Source organism: Pseudomonas sp. Pme6b (genome assembly GCF_058129925.1).
In genome coordinates this window covers 2,540,610-2,565,043 of the sequence record NZ_CM176704.1, presented here as the reverse complement: position 1 = coordinate 2,565,043, position 24,434 = coordinate 2,540,610, and the positions used below count along the sequence as shown (strand labels likewise).

The 24,434-nt window shown below is 61.0% G+C and carries 23 protein-coding genes; 5 read left to right on the top strand and 18 right to left on the bottom strand.

Annotation, left to right across the window (positions count from 1 at the left end; genetic code table 11):
- Nucleotides 1-263: 263 nt before the first annotated feature.
- The 3 genes from AC4ANE_RS11490 to AC4ANE_RS11480 form a co-directional block, all read right to left on the bottom strand.
- Nucleotides 264-1,229, bottom strand: a complete 966-nt coding sequence (locus AC4ANE_RS11490) for a L,D-transpeptidase family protein (protein WP_002553017.1) — start codon at nucleotides 1,227-1,229, stop codon at nucleotides 264-266.
- A 112-nt stretch (nucleotides 1,230-1,341) separates the two neighbouring features.
- Complete coding sequence (locus tag AC4ANE_RS11485) at nucleotides 1,342-1,623, bottom strand: hypothetical protein (RefSeq protein ID WP_002553016.1); 282 nt, start codon at nucleotides 1,621-1,623, stop codon at nucleotides 1,342-1,344.
- Nucleotides 1,624-1,679: 56 nt separating this feature from the next.
- Nucleotides 1,680-2,285 (bottom strand): arylesterase, encoded by a 606-nt coding sequence (locus AC4ANE_RS11480; protein WP_004664750.1) that lies wholly within the window; start codon nucleotides 2,283-2,285, stop codon nucleotides 1,680-1,682.
- 10 nt (nucleotides 2,286-2,295) lie between these two features.
- Here AC4ANE_RS11480 and AC4ANE_RS11475 point away from each other — a divergent pair, with 10 nt between their 5' ends.
- Nucleotides 2,296-2,979 carry an ABC transporter ATP-binding protein gene (locus tag AC4ANE_RS11475; RefSeq protein ID WP_002553014.1) on the top strand — a complete coding sequence of 228 codons (684 nt, stop codon included), beginning with the start codon at nucleotides 2,296-2,298 and terminating at the stop codon, nucleotides 2,977-2,979.
- A complete protein-coding gene (locus tag AC4ANE_RS11470) occupies nucleotides 2,979-5,495 on the top strand; it encodes an ABC transporter permease (protein ID WP_031598287.1) in 2,517 nt (838 codons plus the stop codon). The genes AC4ANE_RS11475 and AC4ANE_RS11470 overlap by 1 nt, the downstream gene beginning before the upstream one ends.
- 37 nt (nucleotides 5,496-5,532) lie before the next feature.
- On the opposite strand, the gene greB is transcribed toward AC4ANE_RS11470, so the two are convergent.
- From greB to AC4ANE_RS11445, 5 genes are all read right to left on the bottom strand, one after another.
- Entirely contained in the window at nucleotides 5,533-6,006 is a 474-nt protein-coding gene (greB, locus tag AC4ANE_RS11465) for a transcription elongation factor GreB (protein WP_002553012.1), read from the bottom strand.
- Between the two features lie 46 nt (nucleotides 6,007-6,052).
- The gene (locus AC4ANE_RS11460) at nucleotides 6,053-6,382 is read right to left on the bottom strand and encodes a hypothetical protein (RefSeq protein ID WP_002553011.1); all 330 of its coding nucleotides are present in this window, start codon (nucleotides 6,380-6,382) and stop codon (nucleotides 6,053-6,055) included.
- Nucleotides 6,383-6,486: 104 nt separating this feature from the next.
- Nucleotides 6,487-6,795 (bottom strand): hypothetical protein, encoded by a 309-nt coding sequence (locus AC4ANE_RS11455; protein WP_002553010.1) that lies wholly within the window; start codon nucleotides 6,793-6,795, stop codon nucleotides 6,487-6,489.
- 242 nt (nucleotides 6,796-7,037) lie between these two features.
- Nucleotides 7,038-7,472 (bottom strand): DoxX family protein, encoded by a 435-nt coding sequence (locus tag AC4ANE_RS11450; RefSeq protein WP_002553009.1) that lies wholly within the window; start codon nucleotides 7,470-7,472, stop codon nucleotides 7,038-7,040.
- A 105-nt stretch (nucleotides 7,473-7,577) separates the two neighbouring features.
- A complete protein-coding gene (locus AC4ANE_RS11445; RefSeq protein WP_002553008.1) occupies nucleotides 7,578-8,999 on the bottom strand; it encodes an MltF family protein in 1,422 nt (473 codons plus the stop codon).
- Nucleotides 9,000-9,181: 182 nt separating this feature from the next.
- Between AC4ANE_RS11445 and AC4ANE_RS11440 the strand changes: the two genes are divergently transcribed.
- The 3 genes from AC4ANE_RS11440 to AC4ANE_RS11430 all read left to right on the top strand — a co-directional run bounded on the left by AC4ANE_RS11440 (nucleotide 9,182) and on the right by AC4ANE_RS11430 (nucleotide 11,941).
- Nucleotides 9,182-10,018, top strand: a complete 837-nt coding sequence (locus tag AC4ANE_RS11440; RefSeq protein WP_002553007.1) for a TatD family hydrolase — start codon at nucleotides 9,182-9,184, stop codon at nucleotides 10,016-10,018.
- A gap of 84 nt (nucleotides 10,019-10,102) precedes the next feature.
- A complete protein-coding gene (locus tag AC4ANE_RS11435) occupies nucleotides 10,103-11,593 on the top strand; it encodes a methyl-accepting chemotaxis protein (protein WP_460408931.1) in 1,491 nt (496 codons plus the stop codon).
- Nucleotides 11,594-11,698: 105 nt separating this feature from the next.
- Complete coding sequence (locus AC4ANE_RS11430; protein ID WP_002553005.1) at nucleotides 11,699-11,941, top strand: hypothetical protein; 243 nt, start codon at nucleotides 11,699-11,701, stop codon at nucleotides 11,939-11,941.
- 13 nt (nucleotides 11,942-11,954) lie between these two features.
- On the opposite strand, the gene AC4ANE_RS11425 is transcribed toward AC4ANE_RS11430, so the two are convergent.
- The 10 genes from AC4ANE_RS11425 to kdpB form a co-directional block, all read right to left on the bottom strand.
- Nucleotides 11,955-12,752, bottom strand: coding sequence for an acyl-CoA thioesterase (locus AC4ANE_RS11425; protein WP_005746099.1), 798 nt, complete (start codon nucleotides 12,750-12,752; stop codon nucleotides 11,955-11,957).
- Between the two features lie 121 nt (nucleotides 12,753-12,873).
- The gene (locus AC4ANE_RS11420) at nucleotides 12,874-13,635 is read right to left on the bottom strand and encodes a CHAD domain-containing protein (RefSeq protein ID WP_031597556.1); all 762 of its coding nucleotides are present in this window, start codon (nucleotides 13,633-13,635) and stop codon (nucleotides 12,874-12,876) included.
- 24 nt (nucleotides 13,636-13,659) lie between these two features.
- Complete coding sequence (locus AC4ANE_RS11415) at nucleotides 13,660-15,669, bottom strand: transglutaminase TgpA family protein (RefSeq protein ID WP_031597555.1); 2,010 nt, start codon at nucleotides 15,667-15,669, stop codon at nucleotides 13,660-13,662.
- On the bottom strand, nucleotides 15,666-16,649 hold the full coding sequence (locus AC4ANE_RS11410) for a DUF58 domain-containing protein (protein WP_057446434.1): 984 nt from the start codon (nucleotides 16,647-16,649) through the stop codon (nucleotides 15,666-15,668). The genes AC4ANE_RS11415 and AC4ANE_RS11410 overlap by 4 nt, the downstream gene beginning before the upstream one ends.
- Nucleotides 16,619-17,536: an AAA family ATPase gene (locus tag AC4ANE_RS11405; RefSeq protein WP_002553000.1), complete on the bottom strand. Its 918-nt coding sequence runs from the start codon at nucleotides 17,534-17,536 to the stop codon at nucleotides 16,619-16,621. The genes AC4ANE_RS11410 and AC4ANE_RS11405 overlap by 31 nt, the downstream gene beginning before the upstream one ends.
- A gap of 393 nt (nucleotides 17,537-17,929) precedes the next feature.
- Complete coding sequence (locus tag AC4ANE_RS11400) at nucleotides 17,930-18,208, bottom strand: hypothetical protein (protein WP_002552999.1); 279 nt, start codon at nucleotides 18,206-18,208, stop codon at nucleotides 17,930-17,932.
- A gap of 96 nt (nucleotides 18,209-18,304) precedes the next feature.
- Nucleotides 18,305-18,997: a response regulator gene (locus AC4ANE_RS11395; protein WP_002552998.1), complete on the bottom strand. Its 693-nt coding sequence runs from the start codon at nucleotides 18,995-18,997 to the stop codon at nucleotides 18,305-18,307.
- A complete protein-coding gene (locus AC4ANE_RS11390; protein WP_031597553.1) occupies nucleotides 18,994-21,660 on the bottom strand; it encodes a sensor histidine kinase in 2,667 nt (888 codons plus the stop codon). The genes AC4ANE_RS11395 and AC4ANE_RS11390 overlap by 4 nt, the downstream gene beginning before the upstream one ends.
- 66 nt (nucleotides 21,661-21,726) lie before the next feature.
- Entirely contained in the window at nucleotides 21,727-22,299 is a 573-nt protein-coding gene (gene kdpC, locus AC4ANE_RS11385; protein WP_002552996.1) for a potassium-transporting ATPase subunit KdpC, read from the bottom strand.
- A 54-nt stretch (nucleotides 22,300-22,353) separates the two neighbouring features.
- A complete protein-coding gene (kdpB, locus tag AC4ANE_RS11380) occupies nucleotides 22,354-24,432 on the bottom strand; it encodes a potassium-transporting ATPase subunit KdpB (RefSeq protein WP_031597552.1) in 2,079 nt (692 codons plus the stop codon).
- Nucleotides 24,433-24,434: the final 2 nt, after the last annotated feature.

Sequence of the window (24,434 nt, the reverse complement as noted above, 5' to 3'; positions counted from 1 at the left end):
GACCAAAGTGAGCAAAGTCCTTCGCTCCTGTTTCCGGCCCGACTTCGTCGGATCCCTTCGCCCTGTCACTGATCCGGGGGCCGCCGTCACTAACGTCGCACTCTGCGTCGTCAGTGCCACCGCGATAACAAAACGCTTTATCTATGTACAGTGATTGCGGGCATGACACTACGTTGCGCTGCAGCACAGATGTGACGTGAAGCGGCGCACCATAGCTGAGGTTATCGTAGCGCTCGCTCTAGCGTCGTTATACATAACGAGGACTACTGAAAAATCACAGGCTCTTCAGCACTCGCAGGCGCTTTGCCCGGTTCTGCGATTTCCACCGGCATGCCGTCTTCGGCCGCAACTACATCACGTACTACGTCCCAGTTCATGCGCAGGTTGTTGGCCAGGTCGTCACGTTTGAGCAACGCATTAATGACCGCAGTGTGCTTGTCGACAACCGACGGGTTGCCCAGATCATCGACCGGTGTGTGTGCTTCAAGGTAAACCTTGCCGCCACTGATGCCGAATTTGTAGGGCTCGCTGATGATTCGCACGGTCGTACCGACCGGAGCCATGTCGGCCAGTTCCAGCACGTTGTTGTTGTACATGCGGAAACAGCCATGACTGGTGCGCATGCCAATACCGAACTTCTTGTTCGAACCGTGGATCAGATAGCCGGAAAGCCCAAGACCGAATTTGAACGGCCCCAGCGGGTTATCCGGACCGGCAGGCACTACGTCAGGCAGCGGATCACCATCGGCGGCATGTTCGGCCTTGATCGAGGCAGGTGGCGTCCAGGTCGGGTTTGGCGTCTTGGCCGTTACCTTGGTCACCCCGATGGGCGAACCCCAGCCTTCACGACCGACACCCAGCGGATAGGTGTGCACGACATTCTGCCCTTTGGGGTAGTAGTACATGCGGTACTCGGCAAGGTTGATGACTATCCCTTCGCGCGGGCCCGGCGGCAGAATGAAGCGGGTCGGCAGCACGATGTCCTTGCCTGCACCCGGCAACCATGGGTCAACACCAGGGTTGGCCGCGATCATTTCCAGATAACCCAGATCGTATTTTGTGCCCAGATCGGCAAAGGTGTCCTCGTATTTGGCCTTGATGACCTGCACCTGGCCCACGATGTCCTCGCCGGGCGGCGGCAACGGAAATTCCAGAGCATGGACAGAGCTCGCCGCGCACAGAGCAGCAAGCGACAGACAGCGGGTAACGGCTGGTATGCGCGACAACATCCGGGAAGATCCTTCGGGTAACGACTAAAGAGATGGAAACAGGACCTGAAGTGTACACCGGCCCTTGCAGGATCGGGGATATCTGCGGTTGGCCTTCAGGCAGTCATGACAGCTAGAGTTCAGGCCAGATCGGGTTCATGCCCCTGCGCTGCGCATCCATGATGGCCTTGCACAGCGGGCACAGGCGCTCATCGCGCATGGCTTGCAGTTCGACGGCGCGCATCTGCGGCTGGGCAGGCAACAACGTGCCACACAACGTCCGGTCGATCGAGCCGCCCAGCTCCAATTGGCGAGCAATCAGATGGACGCGCACTTCCTGACAGGCGAACAGATCCAGCTGCTCATGGGGCTCAAGCATTTGATAGGCATACAGGGACCAGGCGGGACGCGGCATGGGGGGCTCCAGATCGGGGGCGCCACATTAGCCGAAAGCCCCCGTCCGGGAAAGCCTCAAAGCAGCGGTTTCAGGCTCGGCCAGACATTTTCCAGCAACTTGCCCTGAGCAGCCGCCGCCGGATGCAGACCATCAGCCTGCATCAGTTCGGGCACTCCGCCCACACCTTCCAGAAAGAAGGGCACAAACGGGACTTTTTTCTGCTCGGCCAGGTTGCTGTAAACCTCTTTGAACGCGTTGGTGTAACGCGGCCCGTAGTTAGGCGGTATCTGCATACCGAGCAGCAACACTTTCGCACCGGCTGCCCGAGAGCTGTCGATCATCGATGAAAGGTTTTGTTGCAATTGAGCGGGCTGCTGGCCACGCAGTCCGTCGTTGCCACCCAATTCGAGAATAACCAGTTCCGGCTTATGCTCTGCAAGCAGCGCAGGCAAACGCGCCTGGCCCCCGGCACTGGTGTCGCCACTGATCGACGCATTGACCACCTTGTCGTCGAATCCCTCCTTGCTCAGACGCTGCTCCAGCAGGCTGACCCACCCTACGCGGGTATCCAGTCCGAAAGCCGCACTGATACTATCCCCAACGATCAATACCGTGCCCGCCAACGCGCCCTGTGACAGCAGCAGTAACCCCAGGCCAGCACTTAAAAACAACGCACGCATCGGATTCTCCATGAGTGAAAGTATTCTCAGTGCCCAAAGCCTCAGCAAAGTAGTCCCCAGCACCGAAGGTGACCTGATCATCCTGCACGAACTCTCCCTGGAACTAAACAAGGGCGACACACTGGCCATCGTCGGTGCATCCGGTTCGGGCAAATCCACCCTGCTCGGCTTGCTTGCCGGGCTTGACCTGCCCAGCTCCGGTTCGGTCATCCTCTCGGGCCGCAACCTGAGTGAGCTGGATGAAGACCAGCGCGCCAGAGTACGCGCCGAGCACGTCGGTTTTGTATTTCAGTCATTCCAGTTGCTCGACAGCCTCAATGCGCTGGAAAACGTCATGTTGCCGATGGAGCTTGAAGGCCGCAAGGACGCCCGCGAAAAGGCTCGCGACCTGCTGGAGCGCGTAGGCCTTGGCCAGCGCCTGACCCACACACCGCGTCAGTTGTCCGGAGGCGAACAACAACGTGTCGCCATCGCCCGCGCGTTTGCCGCCGACCCGGACGTACTGTTTGCCGACGAACCCACCGGCAACCTGGACAGCCACACTGGCGAGCGTATCAGCGACCTGCTGTTCGAACTGAACAAGGAGCGCAACACCACGCTGGTGCTGGTGACTCACGATGAGCGTCTGGCGCATCGCTGCCGCCGCCTGATCCGTCTTGAAGGGGGCCGACTGGTCGCCCCGCTGGAGCCTTGATGGCACGTTTGCCTTTTGCCCGTCTGCTAAGCCTCGCCGCCCGCCAACTGCTGCGCGATGCACGCGCCGGAGAGTTGCGGGTGTTGTTCTTTGCCCTTCTGGTAGCCGTGGCTGCCAGCACCGCCATCGGTTATTTCGGTGCGCGCCTGAACGGCGCAATGCTGTTGCGGGCAACCGAGTTTCTTGGCGCTGATCTGATTCTGGAGGGTTCCAGCCCGGCGCGCGCCGAGCAGGTCGAGGAAGGCAAGCGCCTGCAACTCAAGCAAGCGCAGATCGTGATCTTTTCCAGCGTGATCGCCACCGATGCCGGTATCCAATTGTCCAGCATCAAAGCAGTGGATGACGCTTACCCACTGCGCGGCGAGCTTAAAAGCGCAGCGGACCTGTATCAGACCGAGCAGGCTGGCAGCGGCCCCAGGCCCGGTGAAGCCTGGGCCGAGGCGCGACTGTTTCCAGCCGTTGATCTGAAGGTCGGTGATGATATCGACGTCGGCTCGAAAACCCTGAAACTGACTCGGGTACTGACGTACGAGCCAGACCGTGCGGGCAACTTCTACAGCCTGACCCCGAGGGTGATGATAAATCTCAAGGATCTCGCCGCTACCGGCGTAGTGCAACCGGGCAGCCGAGTCAGTTACCGGGAAATGTGGAGCGGCCCGCCCGAAGCGCTGGCCGCCTACCGTAAAGCCATCGAGCCGACTCTGGAACCGCATCAGGAAATCAAGGACGCCCGCGATGGCAGTCAGCAGATTGGTGGCGCGCTGGGCAAGGCTGAACGTTATCTGAATATGGCGAGCCTGGTGGCCGTACTGCTGGCAGGCGTTGCCGTGGCGCTTTCGGCATCCAGGTTTGCCGCACGGCGCTTCGATGCCAGCGCCCTGCTGCGCTGTCTGGGCCTGTCACGCGGCGAGACCATGACCCTGTTCAGCCTGCAACTGGCGATCATCGGCCTGCTGGCCAGCCTGAGCGGCGCGCTGCTGGGCTGGCTGGCGCAATTGGGATTATTTGCACTGCTGCAGAATCTGTTGCCGGCCGCCGTACCACCGGGCGGCCTTTTGCCTGCGCTGGCAGGCATGGGCACCGGGCTGGTGGCGTTGGCCGGTTTCGCCCTGCCGCCACTGGCAGCACTGGGTCGCGTGCCGCCGCTGCGCGTGCTGCGCCGTGACATGCTGCCGATTCCCGCCAGCTCATGGCTGGTGTATGGCGCGGCGCTGTTCGCGCTGGGCCTGATCATGTGGCGCCTGAGCCTGGACCTGGTGCTGACCTTTGCCCTGTTGGGCGGTGGCGTCGTCGCCGCGCTGATACTGGGCAGCCTGTTGCTGCTGGCGCTTAACAGCCTGCGCCGCCTGCTGGCCGGTGCGTCGCTGCCCTGGCGGCTGGGCCTGGGGCAACTGCTGCGTTACCCGCTGGCCGCTGCCGGTCAATCTCTGGCCTTCGGCCTGATCCTGCTGTCGATGGGTTTGATCGCGCTGCTGCGCGGTGAACTGCTCGACACCTGGCAAAACCAGCTGCCCAAGGACGCACCAAACTATTTCGTGCTCAATGTGTTGCCATCAGAGAAAGAAAACTTCGCCCAGACCCTGAGCAAGCTGTCCACCCACTCGGCTCCGCTCTACCCGGTAGTGCCGGGACGTCTGACCAGCATCAACGGTGAACCGGTGGGCAACTTCGTGACCAAGGACTCGCGTGGTGAAAACGCCACTCGCCGCGACCTTAGCCTGACCTGGGCCGCCGATTTGCCCGAAGGCAATACCCTGACTGCCGGTAACTGGTGGAAGGCGCTGCCGGCCTCAGGCCAGAGCGACGCGACGCCCGGGGTATCGATCGAGACCAAGCTGGCCGAAAGCCTGAAGATCAAGCCGGGCGACCGCCTGAGCTTCATTGTCGGTGGCCTGACGCGTGAAGCCTTAGTCACCAGCCTGAGGGACGTGAACTGGGATACCTTCCAGCCCAACTTCTTCATGATCTTCCAGCCTGGCACTCTGGCTGATTTGCCCACCACTTACCTGACCAGCTTCTACTTGCCGCCTGGCCAGGATAAACAGATTGTCGAGCTGTCGCGGGCCTACCCGTCGATCAGTATTCTGGGAGTGGAGGCCTTGCTGGCGCAGGTGCGCAGTATTCTTGATCAGGTTACGCTGGCCGTGCAATTCGTGCTGCTGTTTGTGCTGGCGGCCGGTATTGCCGTGCTGTTCTCAGGGTTGCAGGCGACCCTGGACGAACGCATCCGTCAGGGCGCGCTGCTGCGTGCACTCGGCGCAGAGCGAGCACTGCTGATCAAGTCACGGCGCATCGAATTCGGTTTGCTGGGGGCTGCAAGCGGCGTGCTGGCGGCGCTGGGCTGTGAGCTGGTGAGCTTCGTGCTGTACCGCTACGCCTTCTCACTGGAATGGCAGCCGCATCCGTGGCTACTGCTGCTGCCGGTAATCGGTGCCCTACTGGTGGGTGGCGCTGGCGTATTCGGCACACGCCGCGCACTGAACGTCAGCCCGTTGACCGTGCTGCGCGAGGGTTGAGGGCGACTGGCCGGACCACGACGCTGTGCGTCCGGCCTCACTTCTCGTAATCAATCGAATTCACGAACCACAGCTTTTCGCCTTCCGGCGTGTTGACCAGCACCTCATCGCCCTCTTCCTTCTTCAACAAGGCGCGTGCCATGGGCGAGTCGATGGAAATGTAATCGTTGCGCCCGTAGATCTCGTCATACCCGACAATGCGAAATTTCTTGAGGTCGCCCGCTTCGTTCTCGATCTCGACCCAGGCACCGAAGAACACTCGCCCTTCCTGCTCCGGCGAATACTGGACGACACGCATGTCTTCAAGGCGCTTGCGCAGGTAGCGCACGCGCCGGTCGATCTCGCGCAGCAGTTTCTTGTTGTACTGGTAATCCGCGTTCTCGCTGCGATCACCCAACGACGCTGCCCAGGCGACCTTTTGAGTAATGTCAGGCCGGTGCTCTCGCCACAGGTAATCGAGTTCTTTCTTCAGGGCTTCATGCCCGCCCCTGGTGATGATCTTTGTACTCAAGACGTTTCTCCAGCCCTGCAAAAATCAGTTCGACAGGCATAAAAAGTCAGCGACGCGCCACCTCATGCTGGATGCAGCCGTCGTAATACACCTTGCTGACAGCATCAGGCTTCAAACGCGACTCGCTGTCGTAGGTCTGCTCGGTGATACGCAATGCCATGGGTCGCATCCACTGTTTGGCGAACTTGCGCGCCTGCAGCTTTTGCCGCGCCCCGTAACGGGTAACGCCTGACAGCTTGGAAGCCTGCGCACCACCGGCAATGGTCGAGCCCCAGCGACAAAGATAACGCTCGTTCTCCGTCGCGTTTCTGGCCTGAACGGAAAAAGCCAGCCCGGAAAGCGTCAGGCACGCCAGAGCACAATAGACCAAACGCATGCGAAAACCACCTAATCCTTTGATAAGGCGGCGATTTTGCCTGTCAGTTCACCAGCCGGGGGCCAGCAATATGCCTTCTATGCCAATTGAATACGTCCGCCGTTTCAACCCAGCGTAATCAGGCCCTGACGGGCTATACGCGTCAGGTCACAAATGAGCTGCTCGACGTCGTCAGCCTGCGGCGATTGCACCACCGCCAGGTCGAACTCATCGTTGCCAAAGTGGCTCAACGACGAGTTCGTATCGACAAACTGAATTAGAAACGCACAGTTACCAGCGCCCCGACGAGGCCAGCCATCGAGATAGCGCAACAGCGTAGGCTGATGAGAGCCGCTCAGAAGGATTTTTGGGTTCTTGCGTGACAAGACCGTGCTGATCGGGGAAAGACGAATGAGGGGGCGCAGGTTGTTCATGGTTATATCTCTGCCTCGCAAGATCCGCTGGGCAGCGGTGAGAGGCAACACCGAACCAACGTTTTAGCGGTATTTCGACAAGACCTGAGCCTTGCCAGGCGCCCCGCAAGTAGTTGTTAAATCGGCGCTTGAGCACGCATCCTAGAGAAACGCCCCATTCATTGTCAATTGTCATCCGTGACGCGAGCCTGCAAACGCACAAGGCCCGCCAGAAGCGGGCCTTGCAGAACAAGCATAGCCGGTTATCGGGAGATGACGCGGTCCAGCGACAACTTGCCTGCACCTTCGATAAGCACTGCCAGAGCGCCGCCGAGCAACGCCAGCGCATACTCATAACCGTTATTGGCCATGAAGAAACCGTTATGGATATGCACGGTAAAGATCGCTACCAGCAACAACAGGATCACCACTACCGCAGCCGGACGAGCCAGCAGCCCCAACAGCAGGCCCAGACCGCCAAAGAACTCGGCGCTGCCAGACATCAGCGCCATCAGATAACCCGGTGTCAGGCCCAGGCTTTCCATGTACTGCGCAGTGCCTTCCAGGCCATAACCGCCGAAGGCCCCGAACAGCTTCTGACTACCGTGAGCGATAAAGGCAATACCGACAATAACGCGCAACAGGGTAAGGCCGTAACCGGCGCGAGTGCTGAGAACCGATTTGATCATTGTGTTCATGTGGGTAATTCCGGGATTGATTAAGTGAAAGTGGCGCCATCATAATCAAATTTACTTATGTGAAAACCGCAAATAACAGCACGTAACAATCCAATAAATCGATGATTAGCGTTTTACGGCGGTTTTCGGCCCACTCTTTTCCAGCGAGTCTCGCTCGCGATCAAATGCCAGGTAATACTTGTTCACGCTGTTGACGAACGCGACGACGTTGGCACCGCCCTGCTCCATTGCCACGCGCTCGGTCTGGAAAAACCACTGATCTGGATTGAGCCCCCGCCGCCGCGCTTCCTCTCGCATGCCTTGCACACGCCCCGGCCCCAGGTTGTAGGCGGCCATCACAAACGCCATACGCTCGCGCTCGTTGACTCGGCTGCTGGAGAAATACTTGCGCTGGATCAGCGCCATGTAACGCGAACCTGCACGGACGTTGTCGTCAGCGCTCTGAATGCTCGGTACTCCGACGCTTTTTGCCGCCGACGGAGTGATCTGCAACAGCCCTGTCGCGCCGCCACTGCCCTTGGCCGCCGGGTCGAGCTTCGACTCCTTGAACGCCAGGGCAGCGAGGTCCAGCCAGTCCATACCCTGCGCATCGGCGTGGCGTTGCAGCATCGGACGCAGTTGCTCAAGACGTTGCAGGTTGTTGCGTACCAGCGGGTTGTTGACCTTGTAGGTGTTTTTGTAAGCCTTGGCGAGCACCTGATCCTGCTGAGCCGAAGGTTTATAGCCTTTGAGGAAATCATCGATACTGGCCCGCAGCTGGGTTGCGTTGTCGCGTACAAACCAGCTGATGTCGCCGTGGGTCTGTAGGGTCAGGCCGCGCTCGATACGCAGCTTGGGCATGATCTTCGCCCAACGCTCGGCAATAGGCTGCTCGACCAGTGTCATCGGGTAAATACCGGCCTGGACCATTTCCAGCACATCTTCGACTGCCAGGCTAGGGTCGACCCATTCGATCTTGGCCAGCGGCAGCTTGCGCAGCTCCAGTTGCCGGTTGACCTGATGCAGGGCCTCGTCGGCCGCGCTGCCGGTGGGCAGGCTCAGTGTATGTCCCGACAGTTGCTCCACACGCCGTACGTTGCGCTGGCCACGCGCGCCGACCAGCACCAGAGGCACATCATGAATGATCGGCGCACTGGCCTGAACACCTTTGGCTTCGCTGACATCAAGCAGTTCGCCAGGCGCGATCATATCGCCTTCGCCGCGCTGCAACGCTGTCAGTAACTGGTTCTTGGCCTTGGGTATGACTTTAAGTGTGACCTTCTGAGCGCCGCGCGAATGGCTGTTGAGGTACTGTTCGAAGGCTTGCAGGCGATGATATTCGATGCCGATTTCCTGACCCTTGACGTCACCGGAGCTGTTGCGGCTTTGATTGACCAGCACGCGCAGCACCTTGCTGCTGCGAATGGCAGGCAGATCGCGCACCTGCGCGTTGTGCTGCACGGCCTGCGGGCCAGTCTGACGAGCAGAAACCTGCAGCGGCAGCAGCGCCAACAGACACATAAAAGACACAAGCGCGGATCGGATCATTCACTTCCCCAGGGCAACGCCGGAAAAAAAAACAGGAAAAAGGAAATCTTGAGGTCACGCAGCAGCATCGAACAGCGAAGGAAATCGTTGAACCATCCGGCTCAATCGCTTGAATACCCAGCGTTTTCTTATTGTGGCCGGAGCTCTGGTATGCTCGACAGCCTTCAGCTGGAGGTAGCACCATGCAACTCATCGACATCGGCGTCAATCTGACCAACGCAAGCTTCGCCTCGCAACGACAGGCGGTACTCGATCGCGCCTATGCCGCAGGCGTCGAGCAACTGGTGGTGACCGGCACCAGCGTCGAGGGCAGCGAACACGCCTTGCAGCTGTGTCACGAGCTGGATGAAAGCGCGCAACGCCTGTTCTGCACGGCAGGCATCCACCCGCACTCGGCGAGCGATTGGACCGGTGACACCGAGAAACAGTTGCATGCGCTGCTCAAGGAAAATCGCGTTCGCGCCGTGGGTGAATGCGGCCTGGATTTCAATCGCGACTTCTCGCCTCGTCCGCAGCAGGAAAAGGTTCTTGAAGCGCACCTGGCCATGGCGGTGGAACTGCAATTGCCGGTGTTTCTGCATGAACGTGACGCCAACCAGCGCCTACTGGAGATTCTGCGTGACTACCGCGACCGTCTGCCGGCTGCGGTGGTGCACTGCTTTACTGGCGAACGCGCCGCCCTGTTCAGTTATCTGGACCTCGACCTGCACATTGGTATCACCGGCTGGATCTGCGATGAGCGACGCGGCACGCATCTGCACCCGCTGGTGGGCAATATTCCTCGCGGCCGGCTGATGCTGGAAAGCGATGCGCCTTATCTTCTGCCACGCAGCCTGCGCCCGAAGCCGAAAAATGGCCGCAACGAACCCGCTTACCTGCCGGAAGTCTTGCGCGAAGTGGCTTTGCATCGCGGCGAAAGCCAGGAAGATCTCGCCCGTCACAGCACGGCCTGCGCGCGGGAGTTTTTCGATTTACCCTCCCTGGAACAGATAACCGGCGAAAATCTGCAGCTTTCTTGACCCGCATCAAGGGTCTCTTTGATGGCTGAGGCATCGTGATAGCATCTTGCTGCTACCTCACACGACCATCAAAGAAGACCGCTCATGGGCTCATGGCTTGGCAACCTGTCACTGAAATATAAATTCTGGGCCGTGAATGCGGTCGCCTTCGTCACAACCCTGTTGCTGGTGCTTTACGCCATGCAAGCAGAACAGCAGGCACGAGTAGATACGTCACGTCAGGCAGCGCAAGCTCAGGCCCGCTTGCTGGCCGCGTGGCCTGCCGACGCAGTGCTGCCCGCCAGTGATACGTTGCTGACTTACAACAAAGGTCAGACACCGACCTTCAATACCCTCGCGCTGCCGGAACTGGCTGACGCCCGCGACTGGGTTGCGCTCAATAAACCAGCCAACGACAGACTGCTGAGCGGCGCGCAGATCTTCACCCGCAGCACCGGCCAGCAGGTCGCGGTGCTGGCTTTTGCTCCGACCTTCCTGCAGGTATTTCAAGATCGCTTCAGCCATTACGCAGCCGCGGTTTTCGTGCTGATGCTGTTGATGCTCTGCGCCTCGCAACTGCTGATCCGTTTTCTGCTCAGCCAGCTCAACGCGCTCAAGGATGTGATGCTGCACGTCGAAAAAAGCGGCGATCTGGCGGCCCGCGTGCCTAACCGCAGTGACGATGAGGTTGGGCAGATGGCCAAGGCGTTCAATGCCATGCAGGCCGGGTATCAGCGAGTGGTCAATACGGTTTCGCAAACCGCTGGCCGCCTCGATCAGGGTGCAGCGCATCTGGCTGCGGGCATGAAAGATGTACGCCAGGGCATGCTCGGCCAGCAAAGCGAAACCGATCAGGTGGCCACGGCAATCAACGAGATGACCGCCACGGTACATCACATTGCCCAGCACGCCACGGCCACACGCGACCAGTCGCAGACCGCCGACGCGTTGGCGGGCAGTGGCAAGGAAGTGGTCGACCGCGTGCAGGTATCCATCGCCGGGCTCTCCAGCGGCGTGCAACAGACCGCCGAAATGATCCAGCGCATGGCCCAGGACAGCCAGAAGATCAACGGCGTGGTCAACGTGATCCACAGCATTGCCGAACAGACCAACCTGCTGGCCCTGAATGCCGCCATCGAAGCCGCACGCGCCGGGGAAATGGGCCGCGGCTTCGCCGTGGTAGCCGACGAAGTGCGCAATCTGGCCAAACGGGTGCAGACCTCGACCGATGAAATCACCACAATGGTTTCGACCCTGCAAAGCGGCACCCGCGATGCGGTGGATTTCATGCAGGAGAGCTCATTCAAGGCCGATGAATGCGTGCAGCAGGCCAAGGAAGCGGGCGAAGCGCTGGCGGCCATTGCCGGTGCCGTGGCACAGATGCGCGAAAGCAATACGCAGATTGCCGTCGCCGCGCAGCAGCAAAGTCAGGTGGCCGAGGAAATGAACCGTGCGGTGGTGAGTATCCGCGATGTCACCGAACGCACGGTGGTGCAGACCGTGGACTCGGCCAGCACCAGTGACGAACTCGCCATGCTGGCGGGCGAGTTGAATGCTGCAATCGGCCAGCTCAAGTTCAGGCTATCGCGGCGATAGACAGGCTTGAGTCGTCAGCGATCAGCAAGCGGGCCTATGCTTCAGGCATTGAACGGCGCTTTACGCACCGTCCTGAACAAGCGCTATCTTTAAGAGGACCGCAGCATGAACAAGCCACTTTCCGATCTGCAGCTCAATCAATGGCGTAACAACAACGACAATCAGGGGCACTCGGCCAGCCTGGCCATGTACCTGATTGCCGTACCATTGTTCATTCTGGCGGCCCTGCTGATACTCAACGGCCTGTTCTCCGAGAGCCTGCCATCGATTGCCATCGGCGTGATCGGCCTGCTGGCTGCGCTGGGTTTTCAACGCAAGGACGCCGCCCGCTCCGCCCGGAAATATTGACCTGCCTTGTCATTCAGCCAAACACCGTCACCGTCTGGCGGCTGATTGCGATCAGTTCGCCGTCGGGGCTCCACAACGCTGCGGCGGTGTGACCATAGCCATCCCGGGCGTGTTCGATGACTGCGCGATAACTGCACCATTGCAGCGTATCGAGCAATGGCTGTGGCTGGACGAATTCGATGGTCCAGGTCAGCGAACTACCCGGTGCGGGCTTGTTGAGGTGCGGCAATACCGCAGGCGGCCAGGTGTCGACCAGCGCCAGAATATGGGCCTCGCTCATGGGGCTGGCATGCGCCTCATCACGAAAACGCACATGACCACCAATTGCCGGTGACGGGGTATTGCTGAATGGCATGCCGCCCAGCGCCCAACGAATGTCCATGAAACGCAAGTAGTCGGGCATCACGCCCTTGGCAAAAGGCAGCTCCGGGCATTGTTCTACCGGCTTGAGCACTGGCGCGGCCTCTGCTGCAACCGCAATCATCGACTCACGAGGTGCGCCGAAGCTGCCTTGTATCAGGGTCATCACCTGACCGTTCTGCATGGCGCGCCCCGACACCTGACTGACAGCCTTGCCGTGACGCAGAATTTCAACGTCAAAGGCAATCGGCACGCCCGGCTCGGCCGGCCCGACAAAGGTAATCGCCAGCGAGCGAACCGGGCGCCCTTCCGGCACCTCGGCACGCATCGCTTCATAGGTCAGCGCCGCCATCAACCCGCCGAAGCAGGCGCGCCCCTGGGACCATTCGGCAGGGATCGTGACAGCACGCGGGTCGCGACGCACCGCATCGATCAATTCGGAAAAGGTCATGCTTACTCCAGCAAGTCGACACACAAGTGGATGGATGATAACCATCCTCTTAGTCAACGACATGCCGCATATTGGCCATTATTGCGGCCTGAATGACCTATTCCATAAAAAAGCCACTGCCTTAGAAACATGCCTTGGCCAGCCGCTTGAGCGACGCCTCGGCCTTGCGCTCGGCACGCACGATGCCGATCTGCCAACCCGCAATGCACGGCGCCAGATCCGGCTGCTCGGCAGCCTGCGCCAGCCATTGCAAATGATCATGCCAGTCGCCCAGCTCGCCTTGTGCGGCCTTGAGCCGGGCCTGCATGTTTTTCGGCTGGTGACTGAGTTCCGGGTACGCTTCGGCGGCGTAACGCACGCGTTTGATCAGCAGGCGCAGATCATGCCGATCATGCCCAGGCTCGGCGATGGCCACACGTAGCTTGCTCCACTGTTTGTCCATACGCTTTTCGATGGTCTTGCGCAGGCCGCGCAACATTCCCTGACGCTGTTGCAAACGCAGTAGCTCCGGAAATAGATCGATCAGTTTGAGCAAGCGGCTTAGTTCAGGCGACGTCGCAACCCTGGGGCAGGCATTTCCCAAGTACTGGTTGCGCTTGAAAGCCGCCTCGTTCAGGCCCCGCTCTTCGAGAAACGCGGCGAGCACCTGCATGTCACGCAAAGGCGTGGTCAGTTGCCCTACCGCTTTTGCGGCCTCTTCCAGTTCTGCGGCAGCCGGGTTTTCCCGCAGGGGCCGCAGTACGCTACGCAGACGACGCACGGTGGTACGCAAATCATGCAGCGCTTCGCTGTCCGTCGAAACTGCAAGGCGTGCCTGGCACGCGAGCAATTTGACATCCAGCGCCAGCACCTCGGCCACCAGATGATCCACCATTGAAGACATGCAATTCCCCTTCGACACACTCATTCATGAATGCCTGTCCCTGACGGCTGACAACCTCCATGGCAGACGACGACGCAACGTGCTTAATGCATGCCTCAAGCGGCTGGCCGAAGCAAGCCGCCCGGCATAGCGCTGCGCCTGAAATTCGCGGATGAAAGCTTCGATGGCCTCGGCATGCTGCGGAAAATACAGCACCGCTCTGCGGCAGAATGCGTCAGCGCCTTCACCCGGCATACGACGCAGACCATGACGGGCGAGCAAGCGTTCAAATGCGTTGAACACCCGCAGTTGCGAGTCGCTTTCGCGCTGCCAGGGTTTAAACAGCCATAATGCAATCAGGCCCAGTGAAAGCAAGGTCCCCAGGACGAAAACCGGTGCCTGAAACCCTGAAAACCAACGGCCGAGAATTTGTAACTGCTGTTGTCCCTGATAGCCCAGCACCCAGCGCTGCCAGCCATAGTTGAGGTTATCCCAGCTCAGGCGTATGGCGTTGACCCAAGGCACATTGCGATAGCGTAACGCTGAATAAGGCGAGTCCTGCAGAAAGGCTTCGCCTGCTGCCAGCGCTTGCTCCAAGCCCTGTTCGATACGCTGCGGTGCAACTGCTGCGGTGGGGTCGACACTGCGCCAGCCGATACCCGGCTGCCAGTATTCGACCCACGCATGCGCGTCGAACTGGCGCACGGTCAGGTAGTGCCCGTCAGGGTTCAGTTCACCGCCTTGATACCCGGCCACGACCCGCGCCGGAATACCCGCAGCGCGCAGCACAAAAGTCATTGCCCCGGCGTAGTGGGCGCAAAAACCCTGACGACTCGCAAACAGAAACTCATCAATGCTGTCATTGCCCAACGGTGCGGGCTTGAGGGTGTAGTGAAACGGCTGGTCGCTGAAATAACCCAGCATCGCGGCGACCATCGCATCCGCCGTAGTGTAGCGACGGCGCAGTTCAGCCGCCCACTGCCGGGCCTGATCATTCCCCTTGGCGGGCAATTGCAGGTTTTGGCGCTGGACCTGTTCGCTGGATTGCGGGTCGCGAATACTCAGCGGCCAGGAATTGACGGCATATAACAGCGATTGCTCAACGGGACGCCGGCGTTGCAGGCGGAAGTCGCTCATCTGCCGAACGTCCGGCAACGTGGTCTCGGCCACGTCGAGGCTCGGCAACCAGGGCCGACCGCTGGCTTCCATGACAATGCTGTAAGCCAGTGGATCGCCGCGCTTTTCCCACTGCGGGATCTGCACGGTCTGGGCACGTGCCGACTGTGACCAGCGCCGCCCATCGAACTGCTCAAGGGTCAGACCGCGCCAGTACAACTGATTACGCGCCGGTATCGGCCCTTCAAAACTGGCCCGAAATACCAGTGCCGGCGACTTGCTCAGCTCGGCCATGTCGCCCGGTGCCATGTTGTCGGACAGCCCAGTGACGCCCTTGTTGCTCGGTTGCGGCAACGACCAAAGCGGGTCCAGACGTGGAAAAAACAGAAACAGCACAAGCATCAACGGCACAGCCTGCGCCATCAGCTTGAACGCCAGCTTGAGCGTATCGGTTGATCTGCCAGCCAGATCCGCGTGCTGCAGCCCGATCAACGCGGCCAGCAGCGCGCCGACCGGCAGCAGGCTGAAAAGCGCCCATAGCAGGTTGTCTTCAAACAGATAGCCGACCGCCACGCAAAAGAAACCGAGGAAGATCAGCACCCGAGCGTCGCGATGGTTGTTCATTTCCAGCATTTTCAGAACGAATGCCGCAACCAGTAAAGCCGCACCGGCGTCCAGCCCGACCAGACTGCCACGCGCCAGATACACGCCCCCGGCGGTGCCCACCAGCAACCCTGACTTGATCCAGGTGCCGGGCAGCCGCGCGCGCATCCGGAACACCTGAACCCGCCAGCATGTGCAGCCCAGCCACAGAAGCGTGATCGATACCGGCACGTGCAGCGCGAACGGCAACACGACCAATGCCTGCGCCAATAGCAGCCAGGTAAGGCTGACACGCGGAATGGGTGCGGCTGCGAGCGCTTTATTCTTGTCACTCATGATCGATGACCATAAAGCGCCAAGGCGCGCAGGCAGGCTTCGCGGTGCGCATCACCGCTGTCGACCGTGGACAGAAAACCTGGCAGGCGCAAGGCAAACGGCTGACGACGCTGGGACAGCTCCAGCACCCAATAACACAGGCGCGACAAGCGCTCCTCGATATCGCCGCCCAGCGCCATGAAGTCCAGGCACAGGTCGTGGCCGCTCAAGTCAGTGAAGTCCTTGACCAGCAACCCCTGACCTCGGGAATAGGCTTTCCAGTGCAGGCGACTGAGGTTATCGCCCGGCTGGTAGCTGCGCAGCCCCTGATAATCATCGACACCGGCACCCTGAGTGGCCTGACCGTCGTCCTCGGCGTGGGGCTGCACGCCTTTTAGCAGCGGCATGGCACCCGACAGTGGCCGCGGATAGATCAAGGCGCTCTGCTCCAGATCCAGCCAGCTCCAGGCGCGGAAAATGCCCAGCGGAAACACACTCTCGACCCGCAGCCTTGGCGCATGCAGCCAGCCGCGCTTTTCGGCAGGCAGGGTCAGTTCCACATCGGTCAGCCCGCGAGGCAGTACATCGCCGGATTGCAGAGCTGTCGCAGTCCAACCCACGCCCAAGGCGTGGTGGGCCTGGCTGGCACTTTCCAGGCGCAGGCGCAATTGCACCGGTTCGCCGACAAACACTGAACGCGCCACACCCGCACTGAGAATCAGGCCGCTGACGTTGCGATACGTGTGCAAAATGGCCAGCACGCCAATCGACAACAACAGAAAGGTCAGCCCGTAGGCCAGGCTGTTTTGATAATTGATCGCCACCAGCAGCATGAGCACGATCACGACCGCAAAGGTCATGCCGGTGCGCGTCGGCATGATGAAGATGCGCCGATGGTCGAGCGTGATGCGTGACGCCGGAGGAATTCGTCTTGCCAGCCAGCGTTGCCAAAACGGTTTGAGCAGCTCGATCAAAGCACCGGCACCTCGCGCAATAACCACTGCACCAGCGCTCCGCCGCCATGCCCGGTCGGGTCGCTGCGCTCGCGCAGCCGATGGCCGACCACCGACGGCAATACCGCCTGCACATCCTCGGGAATGACGTAATCACGCCCCAGCAACATCGCCCAGGCCCGCGCTGCGGCCAGAATCGCCAGGCTCGCCCTGGGCGACAGTCCATAGGCGAATTGCGGCTGGCTGCGGGTTGCCTCGACCAGGCGCAGCACATAGTCGACCAGTGCATCGCTGGCCCGCAACTGCCGTGCATGCGCCTGCAACTGGCCAAGCATGGCGTGGTCCAGAATCGGCTGCAGGCGCGGTAAAAGTTCGCGACGTGACTCGCCAAGCAGCAACGCTTTCTCCGCCGCTCTCGCCGGATAGCCCATGGAGATGCGCATCAGGAACCTGTCCAGCTGAGACTCGGGCAAGGCAAAGGTGCCACCGGAGCTGAACGGGTTCTGCGTAGCGATCACGAAGAATGGATCGGGCAACAGACGTGTCGCGCCCTCGATGGAGACCTGCCCTTCTTCCATGGCTTCCAGCAACGCGCTCTGGCTCTTGGGCGTGGCGCGGTTGATTTCGTCGGCCAGCACCAGTTCGGCGAAGATCGGCCCGGGATGAAAGGTGAATTGCCCGCTGTCCCGATCAAATACCGACGTCCCCAGGATGTCACCCGGTAGCAGGTCGGACGTGAACTGAATGCGCTGATAACTCAGGCCCAGAATTTTCGCCAGCGCATGGCTGAGCGTGGTCTTGCCCATCCCCGGCAAGTCTTCGATCAGCAAATGCCCGCCGCCGATCAGGCAGGTCATCGCCAGCCGTACCTGCACTTCCTTGCCCAGTACCACTTCATTGATGGCGCTCAGGCATGCATCGAGTTTTCTACCCATCGAAAGCCCCTTCCGGCAACTGCTTAATGACTGTGGGACTGCAAGCGATGCTAGTGTCCGAACACTTTAAGATGAGCGTAGGCCGTTTCGCTAGAGTCGGTAGGGATTCGATGTGATGCGAGCATACGGAGCGAGAGGTATCTGGACAAACACTGTGCGGAACGGGCGACGGTTCGCTAGTCCGCGAAGGCGATGTTGAGAGCGATATATCTCCTGCGAATTTAAGGCCCTTTTCGCGGACAAGTCCGCTCCCGCGACTTGAACTACCGTAAGACGCTCCGCGTAAGCATGCCGTTTGCGGCTTTTGATTATCGTGCGACGCTCCGCGTCGGCATGCCGTTCTGGACGCTCTGCGTCCACGATGGCATGTACAACGCGGTGCAGGCTCAGCTATCAACGGCCAGCGCGGGACTCGCGGATGTAGAAGCGGGCTTTTTCGGCTTTTTCGGTGCAGCCTTCAAATGCTTCGAACTGTTGCTGGGTCTTGGCACCGGTCAGCAGCGACAGGGCCTTGGAGTAACTGACGGTGCCGGCGAAGCCTTCGGCCTTGGCCAGATCAAGCTCGTGCCAGGCAGCGTCTATCTGGGTGGCGCAGCTGTCTCGATACCCGGTCTTGCCAGCGCAACCTGCAAGAACCAAGACAAGCAATGGCAGACAGATAAAGGCTTTCATGGGGGTGTTACCTCAGGAGTGAATATGGAGTGTGCGGCTTTGACGGTTCGATGCAGTAAAAGTGCCGTGCCACGGGGGTATGGTCGCTTTTTTCATCTAATGGTCGGCCAGCAGACGATACCCTATTCCAGGCTCGGTGAGGATGAACCTCGGGGCGGTCGGATCGTCTGCCAGTTTCTGACGCAAATGCCCCACCACAATGCGCAGGTAGTGGCTGTCATCGGTGTGGGTAGGCCCCCAGATATCCTTGAGCAACTGCTGCTGGGTAATGACCCGCCCAGGGTGGCGTGCCAACTGCGCCAGCACCGCGTATTCCTTACGCGTCAGCGCCACTTCGTGACCATCGAGCAGCACCCGGCGATAGGCCAGGTCGACGGTCAGCGGACCGAATTGAAGGGCCGACTCCGGCTTGTCGCTACCGGAAACCTGCCTGAGCAGCGCCCTGATTCTGGCCAGAAACTCCTGAATGCCGAACGGTTTGGTCACGTAGTCGTTGGCCCCGGCGTCCAGCGCCTGGACTTTCTGTGCTTCGCTGGCGCGTACCGAAAGCACCAGTACCGGCACCGCTGACCACTCGCGAAACTCGCTGAGCACTTGCTGACCGTCCATGTCCGGCAGGCCAAGATCAAGCACCAGCAAATCCGGTTTGTTCAACGCAGCCTGGGTCAGTCCCTCCGCGCCGGTAGCCGCTTCGAGCACCTTGTAGCCCTGAGACACCAGACTGATGCGCAAAAATTTGCGAATCTGCGGCTCGTCATCGATGACCAGAATGGTCGCCGCCTGGCTCAAGCTGACTCCTCCATTTCCACATCTGGCTGCGCCTGCAACGGCAGGAACAAGGTGATGCGCGTACCCTGCCCGTCAATGCCTTCCTCGACGGTGAGACGTCCGCCATGCGCGCCAATCATGCCCTGACAGATCGCCAGCCCCAGACCCGTGCCCTGCCCGCCCCGATCACCGCGGGCTGCGGTATAGAACATGTCGAAAATCTTCGCCCGTTCATCCTCCGGAATGCCCGGCCCTTCGTCACTGACCGAGAAGAACAGCTCGCTGTCGAGCACACCCGCCGCCACCTGCAAGCGCCCGTCGACAGGTGAAAAGCGTGCAGCGTTTTCCAGCACATTGACCAGCGCCTGCTCGATCAGCGCCGCATGCACGTACAGCAATGGCAGCTCGCCGGTCACCTGGGTGCTGACCTGCAAGGGTGCCAGCACGGCGCGCAGCCGGTTGAGCGCACTGCCGACGATATCGGCAGGCGACACCCAGTCTCGTGCGAGTTTCAGCGCGCCATGCCCCAGGCGCGTCATGTCCAGCAGGTTCTGGATATAGCGATCCAGACGTTCGGCTTCGTCGCGTGTACCTTCCAGCAGCTCGCGGCGATCCTCCAGCGGGATGGCTTCGCCCAGCGCCAGCAGGCTGTCGATGCTGCCGCGCATGGAGGTCAGTGGCGTGCGCAGGTCGTGGGACACAGAGGCCAGCAAGGCGCTGCGCAATTGCTCGGTTTCACCATGCAGACGCGCGGCTTCAAGCTCTTGCGCCAGTTGTGCGCGAGCCAGCGCCTGCGCCAGCGGCTGGGTCAGCGCCGCCAGCAGACGCCGGTGTTGCGCGGTGAACGACTGGCCTTCACGCGCACTGACACCCAGCAGGGCCAGTGGTCCTTCTTCTGCGGTAATCGGCCACCACCACCACCAGCGCCCGGACGGTAGCGTGCCGGTGCCGCTGCCAGCCGGTTGATCGTGCTGCCAGGCCCACTCGGCGGCGGCACGTTCGGCTTCCGAGAAGGTCAGCGGCCCACCAGTCTCAACAACCAAACCGCCCTGACCGTCACGATCAACCAGGCACAGATACAATTCCTTCCAGCCGGAAAAATGCTGTTCGGCGGCATTGAGCACCGCTTTGCGATCCGTGGCAGCGGTCATCTTGCGCGACAGGTCGAGCAGTTCGCTGGTCTGTTCCTGAGTATCACGCAACGCCTGCAACTGCCTGCGCTGGCGCGCCGCAAGCTTGCCGGTCAGCGCCGACATCAGCAGGAAGAACAGCAGCGTCAGCACGTCTTCTTCGCGCTGGATGTTCAGGGAAAAACTCGGTGGAATGAACAGAAAGTCATAGGCCAGAAATGACAGCCCGGCACACGCCAGCGCCGGTCCCATGCTGCTGCGCACCGCAACCAGTAACACCGCCGCGAGAAAGATCAGGGAAATGTTGGGCAGCGCCAGCACGCCCGACACACCCCAGGCGACCAGACTGGCAAGCAGCGTGGCCACAAAGGCCAGGCCGTAATCGAACCACACCACTTCGCGAGCCGGGCGTGCGCGGGGCGGTTGATCGGGTAGCTCTTCACTGTCGTCGAGCACCGAGATTTCCAACCCGTGCCCTTCACGCAGCAAACGTGCGGCAACGCCGCCGCCAAACACCCGGCGACGCCAGTGCCGACGCGACTGGCCGACCAGCACCACGCTGGCACGCCGTTCGATGGCATGCTGCACCAGTGTTCTGGCAACCTCTCCGGCACGCAATGAAACCGCCTCGCCACCCAGCCGCTCGGCCAGTTGCTGAGCGCTTTGCAGGCGCGCGCGGGACTGCTCGTCGAGGGTTTGCCCGTCGTCCACATGCACGGCGCTCCACGGCAGGTGGCGACGCTGAGCAACCCGACTGGCGTGACGCACCAGGCGCTCGGCATGGGTATCACCGTCGATGCCCACCAGCATCCGCCCACGAACTGCCGGAGCCGACTGGCCCAATTGCCGGTAGCCCTGCGCCAGATCGTTATCGACCTGCGCCGCAGCGGTCTGCATGGCCATTTCGCGCAGCGCAGTGAGATTGGTTTGCGTGAAGAAAGCGTCGATGGCCGCGCGCGCCTGCTCAGGCACGTATACCTTGCCGTCGCGCAGGCGCTCCAGCAGTTCGCGCGGCGGCAGGTCGATCAGCACCAGGTCGAAAGCTTCCTGCAACACCCAGTCCGGCAGCGTTTCGCGCACCTGCACCCCGGTGATACCGCGCACCTGATCATTAAGGCTTTCCAGGTGCTGGACGTTGACCGTGGTGTAGACGTCGATGCCGGCAGCGAGCAGTTCCTGAATGTCCTGCCAACGCTTGGTATGCCGACTGCCGGGCGCATTGGTGTGCGCCAGTTCGTCGACCAGAACCAATGCCGGTGCCGCCTTGAGCAAGGCATCAAGGTCCATTTCTTCGAGGGTCATGCCGCGGTATTCGGTGCGCAGCAAGGGCTGTTGCGGCACGCCATTGAGCAGCGCTTCGGTTTCCGCACGGCCGTGGGTTTCCACCACGCCCGCCACGACCCTGACGCCCTGACGCAACTGCGCATGGGCCGCCTGAAGCATGGCGTAGGTTTTGCCCACGCCCGGCGCGGCGCCGAGAAAAACCTTCAGCCGCCCGCGCCCCTCGCGGGGCAGCTGGGCCAGCAGTGCATCAGCTCGACCGGAATCACTCACCTTGGTTACCACCCCTCTCTAATCATCTACAGCTTAGTGAATCTGCTGCGAACACGGCGCACTTTGTTACAACTGCGCGTCGCGCGGTGCAGACGGTAACTGATTCAGGCTCATATTCAAGGCCAATACGTTGACCACGGGCGGGCCTATCAGCGGACGTTGCGTGTTGGCGTCGATCAGCGCCTGTACTTTCTCCAGCGGCAACTGGCGCGCCGCGGCAACGCGACCGGCCTGCCAGGCAATGGCTTCAGGCGAGAGATGCGGGTCCAGACCGCTGCCGGACGTGGTCAGCAAGGCCAGTGGCACCGGTTCCTGCGAGGCATTGGCCAGTTTCGCAACGTCCTCTTTCACGCGTGTCACCAGTGCCGGGTTGCTCGGCGCGAAGTTGCTCGCGCCACTGGCTACCGTCGCAAACGCGCCTGCCGAAGGACGCGACTGAAACCACTCATCACCCGTAAACGACTGGGCGATGAGTGCCGAGCCGCGCACTTTGCCCGCCGCGTCGTACACCAGGCTGCCATTGGCCTGCGCCGGAAACGCCACTTGCGCAACCCCGGTGACTACCAGTGGATAGGCCACGCCGGTGATCAGGCTCATCAACACGATCAGGCTCAAGGCCGGACGCAATACATTGGACATCTGCACATCCTCAATCAGGTGAGGCTGCACGCCGACCGGCGTGCAGCACAGGCTTCAAACAAGGCCGAGTGCGACCAGCAGCATGTCGATCAACTTGATGCCGAGAAACGGCACAACGATGCCGCTCAGGCCATAGATCAGCAGGTTGCGACGCAACAGATGCGCCGCGCTGGCGGCCTGAACCCGCACGCCACGCAGGGCCAGCGGGATGAGCACAACGATGATCAGCGCGTTGAAGACGATGGCCGAGACAATCGCACTTTGCGGGCTGGCCAGTTGCATGACGTTGAGCACGCCCAGTTGCGGATAAATCGAGGCAAACAGCGCAGGCAGCACGGCGAAGTACTTGGCCACGTCATTGGCAATCGAAAACGTCGTCAGCGCACCGCGTGTGACCAGCAATTCCTTGCCGATCTGCACCACGTCCAGCAACTTGGTAGGGTCGCTGTCGAGGTCAACCATGTTGGCCGCTTCACGCGCGGCCTGGGTGCCATCGTTCATCGCCATACCGACGTCCGCCTGCGCGAGTGCGGGCGCATCGTTGGCTCCGTCGCCGCACATCGCCACCAGTCGGCCTTCGCCCTGCTCCTGACGAATTCGCTCCAGCTTTTTCTCTGGCGTGGCTTCGGCCAGCACATCATCGACACCCGCTTCAGCGGCAATGGCTGCAGCAGTCAATGGGTTGTCGCCAGTCACCATCACCGTGCGAATCCCCAGCTTGCGCAACTCCTCGAAGCGCTCGCGAATACCCGGCTTGACCACGTCCTTGAGATGAATCGCACCCAACAAACGACCGTTGGCGCAGACCAGCAGCGGCGTGCCGCCGGTCTTGGCAATCTTGTCGACTTCCCGCGCCAGGGCAGGCGGCAGGTCGCTACGCTGCATGTTGATGAAGGCCAGCAGCGAATCCACCGCGCCCTTGCGGTACACATGGCCCTGATAATCCACACCGGACAGACGTGTATCGGCGCTAAACGGTACAGCGGTTACCGAACTCAGGGTGGGCTCGTTCATCGGGTGCAGGTCGCGCAGGAACTCGACGATGGATTTGCCTTCCGCCGTATCGTCGGCCAGCGAGGCCAGCAAGGCGCCCTCGCCCAGTTCCTTCGGGGTCACGCCGGGTGCTGCGTAAACGGCAGCGCAGCGGCGATTGCCGAAGGTGATGGTGCCGGTCTTGTCCAGCAACAGCACATGCACATCGCCCGCAGCTTCCACGGCGCGACCGGACTTGGCGATCACGTTGAGGCGCACCAGCCGGTCCATGCCGGCAATGCCGATGGCCGACAGCAGGCCGCCAATGGTGGTCGGGATCAGGGTGACCAGGAGTGCTACCAGAAACACCAGCGGCAGGCTGCCCCCGGCAAAGTGGGCGAACGGCTGCAAGGTGATGACCACCAGCAGAAAGATCAGGGTCAGGCCGATCAGCAGAATATCCAGCGCGACTTCGTTAGGGGTCTTCTGCCGCTTGGCACCTTCCACCAGCGCAATCATGCGGTCCAGCGTCGATTCGCCGGGGTTGGTGCTGATGCGTATCAGCAGCCAGTCGGACACCAGCCGGGTGTTACCGGTGACGGCCGAGCGGTCGCCGCCGGATTCACGAATCACCGGCGCGGATTCGCCGGTAATCGCCGCCTCGTTGACCGCCGCGATGCCTTCGATGACTTCGCCGTCGCCAGGGATCATTTCCCCGGCGTCGACACGCACCACATCGCCCTTGCGCAACTCGCTGGCGTTGATGGTGCGCAGGCTGCCATTCTCATCGCGAATGCGCGCCTTGAGCCCTTCGCTGCCGGCCTTGAGGCTGTCGGCGCGTGCCTTGCCCCGTCCTTCGGCCAATGCTTCGGCGAAGTTGGCGAACAACACGGTGAACCACAACCACAGAGCGATCTGCACGCAGACCGAAGTCGGCACCTGCGGGTTGGGGATCACGCACAGCACGGTGGTCAGAATGGCAGTCAGTTCCACCACCAGCATCACCGGCGAACGCTTGAGCTGGCGCGGGTCGAGCTTGACGAACGCCTGCACCAGCGCCGGACGCCACAGGGCAGCGATGCCGGTCTTGGCTGACTCGCTGGCGGCCTGAGGCTCGGCAGTTTTTACAGCATCACGTCTTGAAAAATCAGTAGTGCTCATGA